Raw genomic sequence first — 14205 nt, 5'->3', positions numbered from 1 at the left:
AATCCATGTCAGGCGAATCATTGAACGTGCTGTTCCTGTGTACGGGCAATTCCGCTCGCTCGATCCTGGGCGAAGCCATCCTCAACCATGACGGCGAAGGCCGGTTCAAGGCCTACAGTGCCGGAAGCAATCCGACCGGCAAGGTAAACCCCTGGGCGATCCATACACTCAAGAGACTGGGTTATCCGGCAGAGGGCTATTCCTCGAAGAGCTGGAGCGAGTTTGCCGATGGACCGGAGTTCGACCTGATCTTTACCGTGTGCGACAGCGCGGCGGCGGAATCCTGCCCAGTCTGGCCCGGTCGTCCGACGTCGGCGCACTGGGGTATTCCCGATCCGGCGGCGGCTGGGGGTAGTGATGCGGAGAAAGCAGCGGCCTTCCTCGATGCCTTCCGCATGCTCAAGCGTTGTATCGACCTGATGCTGGCGCTCCCGATTGCGAGCCTTGAACAGCTCGCCTTGCGCGAAAAGCTCCAAGCCATTGGGCATCAGGAAGACGGTCAATGACCGCCGCCACAGCTGACATGGACGCCAGCGCGGCGGGCCTAGGCCTGTTCGAGAAATGGCTCTCGGTCTGGGTCGGAGCGGCAATCCTCGCCGGGATAGCGCTTGGAAATATCGCGCCAGAGCTGTTCGCCTCGCTTGCTGCCATCGAATATGCCTCGGTCAATCTCGTCGTCGCAGTGCTGATCTGGGCGATGATCTTCCCGATGATGGTCGCGGTCGATTTCGGCGCGGTGCGCCGTGTTGGCGACCAGCCAAAGGGCCTCATCATCACGCTGGTGGTCAACTGGCTAATCAAGCCCTTCACGATGGCTGCACTCGGCGTGCTGTTCTTCGAGGTCGTCTTTGCGGACCTGATCGCACCTGCCGATGCACAGCAGTATATCGCCGGGCTTATCCTGCTGGGTGCGGCTCCTTGCACCGCGATGGTGTTCGTGTGGTCGCAGCTCACCAAGGGCGACCCGGCCTATACGCTGGTGCAGGTCGCGGCGAACGATCTGATCATGATCGTTGCCTTCGCGCCCATTGTTGCGCTGCTGCTCGGCGTTACCGACATTGCGGTACCCTGGGAGACGCTGCTGCTCTCGGTCGCGCTCTATGTGGTCGTGCCGCTGGCAGCGGGAGCCTTTGTACGGCATCGACTGCTGGGGACGCATGGCGGCAGTGAAGCGGCGGTATCCGAGTTCACCGGACGCATAAAACCGCTCTCCATTCTTGGTCTTCTGCTAACGGTGGTCCTTTTGTTCGGATTCCAGGCGGAAACTATCGTTGCCCGCCCACTGCTGATCGCACTCATCGCCGCGCCAATCATTGTACAGAGTTACGGAATCTTTTTCATCGCGTATGGTGCCGCCAAGGCCTGGAAAGTTCCGCATACAGTTGCCGCGCCCTGTGCGCTGATCGGAACGTCCAACTTTTTCGAGCTGGCCGTCGCTGTAGCCATCGGTCTGTTTGGCATTGGCAGCGGTGCGGCATTGACGACGGTTGTGGGCGTACTTGTAGAAGTGCCTGTCATGTTGTCGCTGGTAGCGATTGCCAATCGCACGCGTGGGATATTTCCTTCGGCCCCATAAGGATCTGCCTCATACCGGTCTGGGGGCGAGCAAGATAACGCCGGCGCCTACGAGGCAGATCGCCACGCCCAGAGTGTCCCACCGATCGGGCTTCACGCCTTCTGCGATCCAAAGCCACAATAACGCGGATAGGATGTAGACCCCGCCGTAGGCAGCGTAGGTCCGACCTGCATGCTCCGCATCGACGAGCGTAAGCAAATAGGCAAAAAGGACAAGTGAGGCCACGCCCGGAACAAGCCACCAAGCCGACTTGTCCATACGCAACCACGCCCAGAAAGCGAAACAGCCCGCAATTTCAGCAATTGCGGCACCGAGATATGCGAGGAAGGTCATCATCTGACCTCTATCGAGATTTCGACTGTCGATCGCAATCCGGATTACCCGGTGATGGCTTTACTGGACCAAGCGAGGCGCATCTATGATAGCATGGAGCCAAGATCGGAGCCAACGCTCGGATATACCGACACCATTTTCTTGAGATCGCTTGTTGTCAGTCCAAGTCGAATGGCCAAACCGAAGAAATTGATGATCTCGCCATACTCCGGTCCGAGCAAATGAGCTCCCAGGATAGTGTCGCTTTCGTTATCGATTATAACCTTGGTTGCAGCGCAGCTTTCGCCAACGCGAAGGTTGGAATACCAGTCGCCGGTGTCATTTTCGACGACGCGGATATCATGTCCGGCCTCTCGTGCTTCCTCTTCGAGCATGCCAACACGGGTTAGCTCTGGTACAGTAAACACAGCGCTCGGTACGCCTGCATAATCCGGCTTGGTGCGATTGCCCTTGAGCATATTGGACGCAGCTACCTTACCCTCGAAAACCGCGACAGGCGTAAGCGGGGCGCCCCGCGTATCTGCAGCATCTCCGGCAGCGTAGATTTTCGGGTTGGACGTGCTTTGCAGGTAGGCGTTGACCTCAACGCCCTTGTCACCTGCCTCGACATTGGCTGCGGCCAGGTCAAGCCGGTCAATTGCCGGGACGCGGCCCGCGCCGTGGACGACGAGATCGGCCCGCAAATCTCTCGTTTTGTTGTCAGTTTCTACCGTGACAAGAAAACCCGTCCCGTCCTTCTCGATCGCTTTGAGTGACGTGCGCCGTCGCAGTTGGACGCCGACTTCCTCGCCCCGCGCAACGAGTCTTTCGACAAGATCGGCATCGAAACCCTTGAGCGGTCTCTCGCCACGGTCGATGATGCACACCTTGCTGCCCGCGCGTGCAGCGATATGGCCAAACTCGAACGAGATGAAGCCGCCGCCGATGAACAGGATGCGTTCGGGCAGCGCATCGAGCCGCATGAACTCGGTGCTGTCGGTAAGGTGTTCGGAACCGGGAACATCTATCGTCCGCGGCTTGGCACCCGTTGCGATCAGGAAATGGTTTGCCTGAAACTGCCCCAGGCCGTCGATTTCGACGGTATCTTCGCCGACGAAGCGCGCTTTCCCGTGAAGGGTAGTGACGCCGTTGCTCTCCAGACCGTTTTCGATCCGACCGGGCATTTTGTCGGTGAACGTCTGCGTGAAGGCGACCAGATCGGGCCAGTTGATGGCGATGTCGTTCGGTTCGATGCCCTTGCCGTGCATGAGCCGCGCTGCGTCGATGATTTCCGCCCCGCGGCGGAGCATTTTCTTCGGATCGCAGCCGCGCAGGGCGCAGGTGCCGCCATAAGGCAGTTCGTCGACCACCGCGACCGACCAACCGGCTGAGGCGCATTTGTTGGCGGCATTTACGGCCGCCATACCAACACCCAGCACTATAAGATCGAAGTTTCGCGTACTCATCTCACCGCCCTCCGCAACATGTGGCGCCCTTGCGATCGGCACGCGTTTCCTGGATCGGCGGGCAGGGGATGGTGCCGAATGAGCAGAAGACACAGCAATCGCCCGCATTGGGGCGGAGTTTCACACCGCAACCATGGCAATCGTAGAAAAACCAGCAGGCATCCGTCGGCATCGTTTCGATCCTTTTATGCCCGCAAGTAGGGCATGTGATCTCGGACTTCAGTTCGATCATAGCGCGCTCGCCGCAAGGGTCGCCGGATAACCGGCGTCGGTCGACGCCGCTGCGATGGCAGTGGTGGTCGTTTGTGCAGGGTCAAACCGGGCGATGGCGGTTTTCGCCTCGTAATCGATCGTGACGTCTTCCACGCCCGCAACGCCCTCCATTGCGCGCCGCACTGTGATCGGGCAGGTCGCGCAGGTCATATTCTCGACCGCAAAGCTCGCCGTTTGCAGAATGGCCGGATTTTGTTGAACCCGTTCGTCGGAGTTTTGCGGCAACAGGGTCGCTGCTCCGATTCCCGCTCCGGCCAGCCCCAATACCGCAACTGCGGCGATCATCGTCTTCTTCATCTTTCGAACTCCTAGTAGAATTGCGGCGCCCACCACTCGACCGTGGACGAGGCAGCGACCAATACGGTCGCCAGCCACAGGGAGCTTTTGACGAGCAGGTTTGCTCCGGGCCGCGCGCAATATGTTCCGTCTTCGCAAGGTTCGGCTTGCCGAAAATAGACGTGCCGGAATCCAAGGGCCAAAAAGACAACCGCAATGGCGATAAATACCCATTTGTACGGTTCGAGCGCAGTGAGATTGCCGATCCACGCGCCGCTGATGCCAAGGCTCAGCAATAACAGCGGGGCAATACAGCAGGACGAGGCGAGTATCGCGCCGAGCGTCCCGCCGCTCGCCCATAAGCGCTGCGCGTTCTTGTGCATTTGATCGACCATGGAAACCAATGTACTCCCTGTAGTAACTACAGGTTCAAGCACTAATTGGCATATGGCTCATGACAGCATCGCAAGTGATCAAACGGGGAGAACTGGCCAGACGGTCGGGCTGCAACCTTGAGACAATCCGCTACTACGAGAACATCGGTCTGCTTCAGCCTCCCGAGCGTACGGCAAGCGGGCACAGGCTCTATCCACCCGGCGACCAGGCGCGGCTCGGCTTTATCTTGCGCGGCCGCGATCTGGGTTTTTCGATCGAGGAGCTCAAAAGCCTGCTCAGCCTCGTTGATTCGCACCCCTACAGCTGCGGCGAGGTTCGGGATCTGACCAATAACCATCTGGCCAGCGTGCGAGCTAAAATTGCTGATTTGACTAGGTTGGAGCGCACGCTAGCCGATGTATCAGCCCGCTGCGAAGGCGGTGATGTTCCGGAATGCCCCATCATAGATACGCTCTTTGGTCGTGGTCCTGGCGCCCGATAGTGACGCAATGCCGTCGGAACGGGTGCGCGTCTTGAAGCTATTTCGATCGAAGCCGGATGCGACGAGGCGAGGGAACGAATATGCGCCCTGTCCGTCCCCTCACTACAGAGCCTTGTCATTTAACTTTTGATAGCCTTCCATGCCGACCACCATTCTGATTGTCGAAGACGAATTCCTCATAGCTGTCGAAATGGAGGCGGTGGTTCACGATCTCGGTCATGAATCCGCAGGCATAGCCGACGACATGCAATCGGCATTGGCAAAGGCTTCAGACGCGATCGATGTGGCGCTCGTCGATGTCAATCTGGCCGATGGAGCCACTGGTCCGAGGATCGGCGAGAAGCTTGCTGCGGATTTCGGGATCGAGGTTATTTTCGTAACCGCCAATCCCGCACAACTCGGCGAAGGGGTGAGCGGAACGCTGGGCGCGCTGGAAAAACCGGTCGATCTTAGCATTCTCAAGCAGGTTCTCGACTATGTCATTGCGGTCCGGAAGGGCGAAAAAATCGATCCGCCAGCCCGTCTTAGGCTCTTCTTTAACTAGGCTCCTGCAACCTGCTTTTTCGGACATCCATGACGAGTTCAACGCCATCGTCATGCCAGGTTCTCTCGTAATTGCCTCCTAGCTGTTGCTTCACGGCCAACTCGATGAGGCGACTTCCGAAACCCGTTTGAGGCTCACTCGCCTTGTCGATGTGAGCTCCGTGTTCCCTCCAGCGGAAGCGGACTATCTCGTCCTCGGTTGAAAGGTCCAGCGAAATCCTTCCCTCGGGATTGGACAGAGCTCCGTACTTCATCGCGTTGGTGGCCAGCTCGTGGAACACCAATGCGACCGGCGTGGCGGCGCGGCTTTCGACCGCGATATCGGGGCCGGAAATAGCAATCCTTCCTTCGGAAAAGGCAGGATAGGTCTCGAAGATCGTCGCAAGCAGCGTGGCGAGGGTCACTTCCTTGCCCTCGGGCTGGGACTTTTCGCTGTGCGGCCGGACGAATTCGTGCGCGCGCCCCAGCGCGGAAATCCGGCCTAGCAAGTCGCGCGACGCTTCACCGAACGCTTCATTTGCGCGCGCTGTCAGGCTGATCAAACCGGAAACAATCGCGAAGATGTTCTTGATGCGATGGCTGAGCTCCTGGCTCAGGATTTCGTTTTGGAGGGCGGTGCGCTTCTGCTCGTCGGTATCCGTGCAAGTGCCGATCCAGCGCTGGATCTCACCCTGCTCGTTGAGGATCGGCAGCGCACGACCGATCATCCAGCGATAATCACCGCTGTGATGCCGCAGGCGATATTCAACCTCGTACGGTTCGCCGGTAGCGAGGCTGTGGTTCCATTTCTTCCATGCGTCGGCCTGGTCATCCTCATGGAACATCCCGGCCCATCCTTCGCCGTCGGTTGATCCGACAGGGACACCCGTGAATTCATACCAGCGCGCATTGTAATAATCGTGGGAGCCGTCGGGAAGAGTCGACCAAACCACCTGCGGCATGGTGTCGGCGAGCGCATGGAAAGCAGCTCCGGCGGATTGCAGCGCATGCTCTGTAGCCAGGGGCAAGACATCCGGCGCCGAGGAGGATTCGCGGCTGCCAAGCTGGAAATTCGTGATGACTTTTGCATTCATAGCCAGCTTGTGACCTTCTCGGGATGAACAGAATCGGACCGATAGGATACCTGTCGTATCTTGTTGATTTTCAAACGCTGAAGCTCATCGCACAGGTGGGGCGGTCAGTAAACTCGCCCTGTAGAGCACCAGACGGGTCCCTCCCCAGTTCTTGGTATGTCGCTGCCTATCCGGATTTGATGAGATGCAAGCAGTCATCAAAATCACAGGTAATCTTCATGCAGCAAAGCAGCGGTATAAAAAGCACCGGTATAAATGGCGCTAGCCTGGTCGATCCGGCACTTCGCGCCATGTTCGAGGCGCGCAAGCGCGTGTTCGTGGATCTTCTTGGCTGGGACGTTCCGGTGCTCGACGGGACCTTTGAAATCGACCAGTTCGATACGCCCTCGGCCGCCTATCTCGTCCTTACCGGCGAAAATTGCGAGCATCGCGCATCGGCCCGGCTCCTGCGTTCTGACGGACCTCATATCTTGCGCGATCTTTTTCCGCAGCTGTGCACCGGACCTGTTCCGCAGGATGAGGCATTTCGCGAGATTACCCGTTTCTGTATCGATCCGACGTTGCCGCGCGCTGATCGCCGGGGTGTCCGCAATCAGCTCGTCTCCGCACTCGCCGATTTCGCAATATCGGAAGGGATCTCTGGTTATTCGGCGGTCGCCCCGGTGCCCTGGTTCCGGCAGATCGCCCAGTTCGGCTGGCGCTGCCAGCAGCTGGGACCGTGCGTTCCTATCGATGGCCAGCAGCTTGTCGCTCTTCGCATCGACATCGATCAGGATACACGCGCGCAACTCGCCAACGCAGGGATCTACTGCCGCAATCCTCAGCCGGAAGCCTATGGTGGTATGGAGCTGGCAGCATGACTGCGCCGAGCGAGGCGTATTGGCTCGATCAGCTGCAAGAGGATGGCTATTGCATCATTCCGCAGCTTGTCGCCGAGCAACAGATCGCCGCACTCGATGCCGACCTGGAAGGCGCATTTGCGCAGGCGCCACTCGGCAAGGGAGACTTCTATGGGCATCGGACCAAACGGTTTGGAAGCCTCCTTCGCCGCTCGCAGGTCGCGGGCGATCTGGTCCTGCAGCCGCTAGTCCTATCGCTCGCCCGCGCAATTCTCGGCAGCGCCTGCGACCGGATACAGCTCAATGTCGCCCAGGCGATCGCGATCCATCCCGGCGAGATAGAACAGTTTCCGCATTGCGATCAGGATATGTGGGCAGGCCGCAAGGGCGATCACGAATATCTTCTCAACGTCATCTGGCCGCTGACCGAGTTCACCGAAGAAAACGGCGCAACGCGCATATATCCCGGTACGCACAAGCAAGCGATCGAAAGCCTTGATCAGCTCAATGATCCGATAGTGGCCGAGTGCGGACCCGGAGATGCGATCTGCTTTCTCGGCTCGACCGTCCATGGAGCGGGACCAAACCAGACCGAGGATGTCCGCCGCGGTGTCGTGATCGGCTACAGCCTCGGCTGGCTCAAACCGTACGAGAATCTCTGGCTCGCATACCCGCCCGCAGTAGCAAAAGAGTTCTCGCCTGAACTCGCCGAGCTCGCCGGTTATGTCCAGCACCGCCCGAACCTCGGTAATTTTGAGGGGCAATGCCCGTCGGTTTTGCTGAGCGACAAGGTGCCCGAATTCCCCCAAGCAACCGATAGTCTGCGCCCCGACCAGAAAGAAGCGGTTCGTGAGTTCGCCGAGACGCGCCGCGCTCGGCTATGAGTCCCGCTCACGTCCTCGAGCCTACGTACAGGCGGCTGAAAAATGCATTGTTGGAAGGGCGCTTCCGGGCCGGTATGAAGCTTGAGGCTATGCGACTGGCTGACGATTTCGGAGTGAGCATGACGCCGGTCAGAGACAGCCTGAACCAGCTTGTCGGTGAAGGGCTGGTCGACCTCACGCCCGGCGAAGGATTTCGCGTACCGCTGCTTACCGAACAGGCCTTGCGCGACATCCTGCAAGTCAACGCGCTGCTTTTGGAGCACACTTCCGACACCGACCGCAAATCACTGGAAATCGACGAAGGATCCAACGTCACTCAGGGTGCTTATGCCGACCGATTGGCGCACGTCTTCAGAGACATCGCGGCAAACTCAGGCAATCGGTTTCGCGTACATTTGGTCGAACGCATTAGCGACAGACTCCACCCGATACGTGAACTCGAGCCGGAGATTTGGCCTGGGGCGTCGCATGCCCTTGAGCAAATTGAGCGAACAGCTCAGCAGGGGTTCGATGGCTCAAACCGAGCGGTACGCGCATATCATCAACACATTGAGGCTCTGGTACCCGCTCTGGTCGGACGTTTGAACCAGCAGACCGCCTAGCCCTCGCCAATGAGTTAGGTCGTCTCTCCACTCTCGGACAGAACCGTCGCGAGGTGGTCATTCCAGGCATCGAGTGCCTCGCGCTTCTCATCCTTCCAGTCGTGGCGCTGGTAGATGCCGGCGACTCCGGCGCGAGATCCGCCCACATGGTTGAGAACGGCTTCGGTGACTTCAAACCGAACGCCAAGCCGCTGGAAGTTCGTTGCGAGGGTTCGTCGTAGATCATGAAGGCGCCAGGCTTCGAGCGGCTCTTCGCAACGTTCCTCGATCAGGCTGTCGAGCTTCACCTTCCCTTTGGCGTATCCCGTAAAGCCCGCCCCGCTAGCTGTCGCGAAAACACGGCCCTTACGCGGCCACCTCTCGCCGCGAGCCTCCCGGTCGAGCTCGGCGATTGCAAGATCGTTGAGGGGAATGGAGTTAGGTTCTCCGTTCTTGGTTCGAGATCCGGGCAGGGTCCATAATCTTTCGCTGCGACTGAGCTCCTGCCAGTGCATCCCGGAGACTTCTTCACGGCGCTGTCCGGTTACGATCAGAAGCCTGACAATTGGACCAAAGCAGCGATGACATTCCGGCGCCGCATTCCAGATATGGCGGAGTTCGCCATCCTTGAGCCAGCGCTCTCGTGGCTTGACCGGAGGCGGCGTTTCCATGCCCTCCATCGGATTGCGATCGATATCTCCGCGACTGACGGCCCAGCGAAACAGGCGGCGCATAACGGCAAAGACATTTCGCCGGTTTGCCACCTGCTTGGGCGGCATCTGATCGAGAACCGAAACGACGTCGATCTTCGTAATCGCTGGCAGCGCCTTCATTCCGAATGTGGGCTTGAGGTAGAGGCGAATGGATCGCTCCACGAGGCGACGCCATCCCTCGCGTTTGCAGGAGCGAGTGAAGAGGTCAGCGTAATTCGAGAAGGCGAGGTCGACAGCTTCCCGGCGGCGCTGCTTTTCCGCATCAACCGGATCAATGCCCTGCGCAACAATCACCAACAATCGCTCAGCTTCCAAGCGTGCAGTAGTCGGTGTCCAAGGCGATCCATGTGATCCGATCGTGAAACGACGGGTCTTCGCTTCTCGTCCGCCCATTCGGAACTGGATTATGTAACTGATTGATCCAGCAGTTGTAATCTTGACGCCAAAGCCCTTGAGATCGGTGTCCCAAAGATAGTTTTCCTTTGGTCCAACCGGGAGCGAATCGACCGTGCGCTTGCTGATTTTTCCTGTTGCCATGCGATACCTCGTGGCCTTTTCTGGCAATCACCGGGTAATCACGCAAGCGGAAAAAGGGGCGAATTGGAGGCAATTCTGGCGTAAGTGTTTTGCGCTAAGTCGTTGTTTTTACAACATCAGCGTAGTCTAGCGTCGCCTGAATCGAAAGTACCACACCTCGTGACCCTGCGCGCGCGCCTTCGCTTCGTAGCGCGTTTCGGGCCAGCCGCCCGGGCGGACGAGGAAATCGCGCGCGCTGCCGGCGAGCCATTCAAACTGGTGGCGGTGGCGGCGCATCATCATCAGCGCGTGGGCCAGATAGACCGGATGGTCGGTGCCAAAGCGAAACTCGCCGCCGGGTTTCAGCTTGGTCGCGATCAGGTCGAGCGGCCCGTCGTTCATCATCCGCCGCTTGGCATGGCGCGCCTTCGGCCACGGGTCGGGGTGGAGCAGATAGGCGAAGGACAGCGCGCCGTCGGGGATGCGCCGCAGCACCTCCAGCGCGTCGCCGTGATGGATGCGAACATTGCCGATCGGCGGGTGCTCCCCGTGATCGCCGGCGACATGAACGAGCGCCTGCGCGACGCCGTTGACGAAGGGCTCGGCGCCGATGAAGCCGTGATCGGGCAGCATGTCGGCGCGCGCCGCCATATGCTCGCCGCCGCCGAAGCCGATCTCGAAATGCAGCGCACAGGGCTGTCCGAACAATCGTTCCGCCGTCACCGGCCCGTCGGCGGGCACGGCGATCCGCGGCAGCAGCGTGTCGATCAACTCCTGCTGGCCGGCGCGCAGCGGTTTGCCCTTGGCGCGGCCATAGAGGCGGTTGAGAGTGGTCGGATCGCCCGACTTGAAAGCGGTCATGCCGCGCGCCCTAGCGACGATGCACCGGGGCGGCAAGCGCCCCGGTCATCCCGTCATTTTCCGAATGCGGCCTTCAGCTTGTCGGTGAGGTCGGTGCGCTCCCACGGAAAGGCCTCTCCCGTCGCCTGACGTCCGAAGTGGCCATAGGCCGCGGTCTGGCGATAGATCGGCTTGTTGAGGCCGAGATGGGTGCGGATGCCCTTGGGCGTCAGGCGGACGAGCTGCGGCAGCAGCTGCTCGAGCGCGGCCTCGGTCACGCCTTCGGCGGCGGTGCCGTGCAGGTCGACATAGACCGACAGCGGTTCGGCGACGCCGATCGCATAGGACAGCTGGATCGTGCAGCGGCGCGCCAGGCCGGCGGCGACGATATTCTTGGCAAGGTAGCGGGTCACATAGGCCGCCGAACGGTCGACCTTGGTCGGGTCCTTGCCGCTGAATGCGCCGCCGCCGTGCGGGCTGGCGCCGCCATAGGTGTCGACGATGATCTTGCGGCCCGTAAGCCCGGCATCGCCGTCGGGGCCGCCGATCTCGAATCGCCCCGTCGGGTTGATGTGATAGACCGTGTTGTCGGACAGCAGTTCGGCGGGCAGGATGTCGGCGATCACGCCCTTCACATAGCTGCGCAGCTCTTCATATTTCGCCTGATCGCCTTCGCCGCCGTGGAAATAATAGCCCGGCGCATGCTGGGTCGACACGACGATCGCGGTCGCCTCGACCGGGCGTTCGTTGGCGTAGCGCAGCGTGACCTGGCTCTTTGCGTCGGGTTCGAGGAAGGGCGCCTTGCCCGATTTGCGATCCTCGGCCATGCGCTGGAGGATCTTGTGGCTGTAATCGAGCGTCGCGGGCATCAGGTCGGGGGTCTCGTCGGCGGCATAGCCGAACATGATCCCCTGGTCGCCCGCGCCTTCGTCCTTCCCCTCATTCTCGTCCACGCCCTGGGCGATATGCGCCGACTGGGCATGAAGGTTGTTTTCAAGGCGCAGCGTTTCCCAATGGAAGCCGTCCTGTTCGTATCCGATTTCCTTCACCGTCCGGCGCACGACCCGTTCGATTTCCTCGAGCGCCCCGTCGGCCCACTCGCCATTTTCATAGACGCCCTTGCAGCGGATCTCGCCCGCCAGCACGACGAGCTGGGTGGTGGTCAGCGTTTCACAGGCGACGCGCGCTTCGGGGTCTTTCGACAGGAACAGGTCGACGATCGCGTCGGAAATCTGGTCCGACACCTTGTCGGGATGCCCTTCGGACACGCTCTCGGAGGTGAAGAGGAAGCTGTTGCGCATGGGAGGCCTTCTGAATCGAATATAAAGGAAACTTTATGTGCGTGCCGCTGTTACCGCCCGCGACGCCGAAACGCAATGGCGACCAGGAGCAACAGCAGCGCAAAGCCGACGGGAAGCACATTGCCGTACCGCGCGAACGGCGTCGGGGCGTGCGCGCGCGGCAACACCGTGTCGATGCGTCCGGCGCGGTGCATCGGGATCGATTCGAGCACGCGTCCGTCGGCGTCGATCACCGCGCTGATCCCGGTCGGGGTCGCACGCACGATCGGCAGCCCTTCCTCGATCGCGCGCAGTCGCGCCTGCGCCAGATGCTGCGGCGGCCCCCACGCGCCGAACCACGCATCGTTCGACGGGTTGAAGATGAAGTCGGGGCGGTGTGCGCGGTCGACGACCTGGCCCGAAAAGATGATTTCGTAGCAGACTTGCAGGCCCGCCTTGCCAAAGGCGCCGAGATCGATCGTGCGCGGCCCCGGTCCCGGCCAGAAGTCGATATCGCCGGGCGCCAGCCGCGACAGGCCAAGCACCGAGAGCAGCGGCCGCATCGGAAGATATTCGCCATAGGGAACCAGGTGCGACTTGTCGTAGCGCGGGCCGAGCGAGCCGTCGGAATGCACCGTCATCACCGCGTTGCGCGCGCCGACCGCTTCGCCCGCCCGGTCGATCTCCAGCTTCAGCGCGCCGAGCAGCATCACGTCGCCGGGGTTCATCAGGCTGGTCAGCCGCCCGCGCGCCTCGGCGGGCGAGCGGTCGTAATAATAAGCGGGATAGCCGGTTTCGAGATAATCGGGGATCGCCGCCTCGGGCCACAGGATCAGGCGAGGGGTATCGTCCTTCGGTGCGGTCAGCCGCGCGAGCTTGGCGAAATTGGCGTCGGCCTTGCCGCCCTCCCACTTGTCCTCCTGCCCGATATTGGGCTGGACGAGGGTGATGGGGGTCGTTCGCGCATGGGCAGGCTGGGCAGGAGCGATAGCGCCGCCAATCATATTGAGTTGCAGCAATGGAAAAGCGACGAGCATGATCACTGCTATCATCCCGCCAAGGATGACGGTCGGAAACGTCCCATCTTTGAACGACGGCCCGAGCGCACCGTGCCACGCGGGCAACCGCCGGAGCACTGCTGACAACAAAAACCCTGTGAGCAGGATGACAATCGCCGACATGCCATAGGTCCCGAGTAGGCGTGTTGGCGCGAGTATCGACATGATCGGCACAAATATTGCGCTGAGCGGATTCCACGAAAAGCCGGTGAACGCCCAGCTCCGCAACCATTCGGTCAGCGTCCAGAGCGCGGCAAAGGCGAGGATGAAGGACAGCGTGATCCTCCCCGGGACGGGGAGGGGGACCGCCGAAGGCGGTGGAGGGGGGTCTCGGTCGGGCGCTGCGCCGGGCTCCGCCTCCCCTCCGTTCCGGGCAGGAGCGGGAAGGATCCGCCAGGCCCCCCACGCCGCGAGCGCCGGATAGACCCCCAGATAGAGCGACAGCAGCAGCACCGCGACCCAGCCGAGCCAGGCGGGCATCGCCGCCTGATAGGTGAAAGCGGTCGCGATCCAGCCCAGCCCGAGCGCGAAATGGCCGATCCCGAAGGCCCAGCCGACGCCGAGCGCGCGCCAGCCGCGCGGGCTTCGCGCGACGAGCAGCATCCAGCCCGCGAGCGCGAGCAGGGTCAACGGCCACAGGTTCAGCGGCGCGAAGCCGGTTGCCGAAACGAGCCCGAGCAGCAGTGCCAGGCTCTTGGGCCAGCGGTCGGCAAGGGCGGCGATGCGATGGAAAGGGGCGATCACACGGGCTGCTTTAGCCGCGCGAAGGGGCGGCGACAATGATGGCGTTCGTTTCGGGTTATGAAGGGCGGTTGCCGGTTGGCTGTACAAATTTCGTTCGACCCCGACCGACGGAGGAGATGCCCGGATATGTCCGGGTGTGGTCATAGGGAAAGAGAAAGCCCCTCCCCTTCAGGGGAGGGGTTGGGGTGGGGTCCCGCGGCCTTGCGCAAGGCCGCGGGACCCCACCCCAACCCCTCCCCTGAAGGGGAGGGGCTTTCTCTTTCCCTATGACCACACCCGGACATATCCGGGCATCTCCTCCGTCGGTCGGGGTCGAACGAAATTTGTACAGCCAACCGGCAACCGCCCTTCATA

17 protein-coding genes are annotated in these 14205 nt (G+C 60.9%); 7 read left to right on the top strand and 10 right to left on the bottom strand.

Annotation, left to right across the window (positions count from 1 at the left end; genetic code table 11):
- The first annotated feature begins 26 nt into the window (after positions 1-26).
- Entirely contained in the window at positions 27-506 is a 480-nt protein-coding gene (locus tag AC58D2_RS04780) for an arsenate reductase ArsC (protein WP_497387884.1), read from the top strand.
- A complete protein-coding gene (arsB, locus tag AC58D2_RS04775) occupies positions 503-1576 on the top strand; it encodes an ACR3 family arsenite efflux transporter (RefSeq protein ID WP_494227856.1) in 1074 nt (357 codons plus the stop codon). The genes AC58D2_RS04780 and arsB overlap by 4 nt, the downstream gene beginning before the upstream one ends.
- Before the next feature lie 9 nt (positions 1577-1585).
- Here arsB and AC58D2_RS04770 read toward each other — a convergent pair whose 3' ends face one another.
- The 5 genes from AC58D2_RS04770 to AC58D2_RS04750 all read right to left on the bottom strand — a co-directional run bounded on the left by AC58D2_RS04770 (position 1586) and on the right by AC58D2_RS04750 (position 4298).
- The gene (locus AC58D2_RS04770; protein ID WP_054522830.1) at positions 1586-1912 is read right to left on the bottom strand and encodes a YnfA family protein; all 327 of its coding nucleotides are present in this window, start codon (positions 1910-1912) and stop codon (positions 1586-1588) included.
- Positions 1913-1992: 80 nt separating this feature from the next.
- Positions 1993-3354: a dihydrolipoyl dehydrogenase family protein gene (locus tag AC58D2_RS04765; protein ID WP_497387835.1), complete on the bottom strand. Its 1362-nt coding sequence runs from the start codon at positions 3352-3354 to the stop codon at positions 1993-1995.
- Between the two features lies 1 nt (position 3355).
- A complete protein-coding gene (locus tag AC58D2_RS04760; RefSeq protein WP_497387833.1) occupies positions 3356-3586 on the bottom strand; it encodes a GDCCVxC domain-containing (seleno)protein in 231 nt (76 codons plus the stop codon).
- Positions 3583-3924: a heavy-metal-associated domain-containing protein gene (locus AC58D2_RS04755; protein ID WP_284054793.1), complete on the bottom strand. Its 342-nt coding sequence runs from the start codon at positions 3922-3924 to the stop codon at positions 3583-3585. The genes AC58D2_RS04760 and AC58D2_RS04755 overlap by 4 nt, the downstream gene beginning before the upstream one ends.
- 11 nt (positions 3925-3935) lie before the next feature.
- Complete coding sequence (locus tag AC58D2_RS04750; protein WP_010240364.1) at positions 3936-4298, bottom strand: mercuric transporter MerT family protein; 363 nt, start codon at positions 4296-4298, stop codon at positions 3936-3938.
- Between the two features lie 59 nt (positions 4299-4357).
- Here AC58D2_RS04750 and AC58D2_RS04745 point away from each other — a divergent pair, with 59 nt between their 5' ends.
- Together AC58D2_RS04745 and AC58D2_RS04740 are read left to right on the top strand one after the other, a co-directional pair.
- Complete coding sequence (locus AC58D2_RS04745) at positions 4358-4780, top strand: MerR family transcriptional regulator (protein ID WP_010240361.1); 423 nt, start codon at positions 4358-4360, stop codon at positions 4778-4780.
- Positions 4781-4919: 139 nt separating this feature from the next.
- On the top strand, positions 4920-5324 hold the full coding sequence (locus tag AC58D2_RS04740) for a response regulator (protein ID WP_010240358.1): 405 nt from the start codon (positions 4920-4922) through the stop codon (positions 5322-5324).
- Here AC58D2_RS04740 and AC58D2_RS04735 read toward each other — a convergent pair.
- A complete protein-coding gene (locus AC58D2_RS04735; RefSeq protein ID WP_497387829.1) occupies positions 5317-6396 on the bottom strand; it encodes a sensor histidine kinase in 1080 nt (359 codons plus the stop codon). The two genes, AC58D2_RS04740 and AC58D2_RS04735, sit on opposite strands and share 8 nt — an antisense overlap.
- Before the next feature lie 23 nt (positions 6397-6419).
- On the opposite strand from AC58D2_RS04735, the gene AC58D2_RS04730 reads away from it, so the two are divergent.
- From AC58D2_RS04730 to AC58D2_RS04720, 3 genes are read left to right on the top strand one after another with little or no spacing between them, the layout of a single operon-like run.
- Positions 6420-7256: an acyl-homoserine-lactone synthase gene (locus AC58D2_RS04730; RefSeq protein WP_497387827.1), complete on the top strand. Its 837-nt coding sequence runs from the start codon at positions 6420-6422 to the stop codon at positions 7254-7256.
- Positions 7253-8119 (top strand): phytanoyl-CoA dioxygenase family protein, encoded by an 867-nt coding sequence (locus AC58D2_RS04725; RefSeq protein ID WP_497387825.1) that lies wholly within the window; start codon positions 7253-7255, stop codon positions 8117-8119. The genes AC58D2_RS04730 and AC58D2_RS04725 overlap by 4 nt, the downstream gene beginning before the upstream one ends.
- Positions 8116-8721, top strand: coding sequence for a GntR family transcriptional regulator (locus tag AC58D2_RS04720; RefSeq protein ID WP_497387823.1), 606 nt, complete (start codon positions 8116-8118; stop codon positions 8719-8721). Before AC58D2_RS04725 ends, AC58D2_RS04720 begins: the two co-directional genes overlap by 4 nt.
- Positions 8722-8735: 14 nt before the next feature.
- On the opposite strand, the gene AC58D2_RS04715 is transcribed toward AC58D2_RS04720, so the two are convergent.
- The 4 genes from AC58D2_RS04715 to lnt all read right to left on the bottom strand — a co-directional run bounded on the left by AC58D2_RS04715 (position 8736) and on the right by lnt (position 13851).
- Positions 8736-9950 carry a tyrosine-type recombinase/integrase gene (locus tag AC58D2_RS04715; protein WP_497387821.1) on the bottom strand — a complete coding sequence of 405 codons (1215 nt, stop codon included), beginning with the start codon at positions 9948-9950 and terminating at the stop codon, positions 8736-8738.
- Positions 9951-10076: 126 nt separating this feature from the next.
- Positions 10077-10790 (bottom strand): tRNA (guanine(46)-N(7))-methyltransferase TrmB, encoded by a 714-nt coding sequence (gene trmB / locus AC58D2_RS04710; protein ID WP_497387819.1) that lies wholly within the window; start codon positions 10788-10790, stop codon positions 10077-10079.
- A gap of 53 nt (positions 10791-10843) precedes the next feature.
- Positions 10844-12070, bottom strand: a complete 1227-nt coding sequence (gene metK, locus AC58D2_RS04705) for a methionine adenosyltransferase (protein WP_497387817.1) — start codon at positions 12068-12070, stop codon at positions 10844-10846.
- A 50-nt stretch (positions 12071-12120) separates the two neighbouring features.
- Positions 12121-13851: an apolipoprotein N-acyltransferase gene (gene lnt, locus AC58D2_RS04700; protein WP_497387815.1), complete on the bottom strand. Its 1731-nt coding sequence runs from the start codon at positions 13849-13851 to the stop codon at positions 12121-12123.
- Positions 13852-14205 lie beyond the last annotated feature (354 nt).

This window comes from Sphingopyxis sp. CR5 (assembly GCF_059693785.1).
The sequence above is the reverse complement of the archived record's forward strand: the minus strand, read 5'-3'. Positions and strand labels throughout refer to the sequence as shown.

Bases quoted from the DNA above. Each gene is read 5' to 3' on its own strand.
- arsB (WP_494227856.1), top strand. From the start codon at position 503: ATGACCGCCGCCACAGCTGACATGGACGCCAGCGCGGCGGGCCTAGGC.
- AC58D2_RS04770 (WP_054522830.1), bottom strand. From the start codon at position 1,912: ATGATGACCTTCCTCGCATATCTCGGTGCCGCAATTGCTGAAATTGCG.
- AC58D2_RS04765 (WP_497387835.1), bottom strand. From the start codon at position 3,354: ATGAGTACGCGAAACTTCGATCTTATAGTGCTGGGTGTTGGTATGGCG.
- AC58D2_RS04760 (WP_497387833.1), bottom strand. From the start codon at position 3,586: ATGATCGAACTGAAGTCCGAGATCACATGCCCTACTTGCGGGCATAAA.
- AC58D2_RS04755 (WP_284054793.1), bottom strand. From the start codon at position 3,924: ATGAAGAAGACGATGATCGCCGCAGTTGCGGTATTGGGGCTGGCCGGA.
- AC58D2_RS04750 (WP_010240364.1), bottom strand. From the start codon at position 4,298: ATGGTCGATCAAATGCACAAGAACGCGCAGCGCTTATGGGCGAGCGGC.
- AC58D2_RS04745 (WP_010240361.1), top strand. From the start codon at position 4,358: ATGACAGCATCGCAAGTGATCAAACGGGGAGAACTGGCCAGACGGTCG.
- AC58D2_RS04740 (WP_010240358.1), top strand. From the start codon at position 4,920: ATGCCGACCACCATTCTGATTGTCGAAGACGAATTCCTCATAGCTGTC.
- AC58D2_RS04735 (WP_497387829.1), bottom strand. From the start codon at position 6,396: ATGAATGCAAAAGTCATCACGAATTTCCAGCTTGGCAGCCGCGAATCC.
- AC58D2_RS04730 (WP_497387827.1), top strand. From the start codon at position 6,420: ATGAACAGAATCGGACCGATAGGATACCTGTCGTATCTTGTTGATTTT.
- AC58D2_RS04725 (WP_497387825.1), top strand. From the start codon at position 7,253: ATGACTGCGCCGAGCGAGGCGTATTGGCTCGATCAGCTGCAAGAGGAT.
- AC58D2_RS04720 (WP_497387823.1), top strand. From the start codon at position 8,116: ATGAGTCCCGCTCACGTCCTCGAGCCTACGTACAGGCGGCTGAAAAAT.
- AC58D2_RS04715 (WP_497387821.1), bottom strand. From the start codon at position 9,950: ATGGCAACAGGAAAAATCAGCAAGCGCACGGTCGATTCGCTCCCGGTT.
- trmB (WP_497387819.1), bottom strand. From the start codon at position 10,790: ATGACCGCTTTCAAGTCGGGCGATCCGACCACTCTCAACCGCCTCTAT.
- metK (WP_497387817.1), bottom strand. From the start codon at position 12,070: ATGCGCAACAGCTTCCTCTTCACCTCCGAGAGCGTGTCCGAAGGGCAT.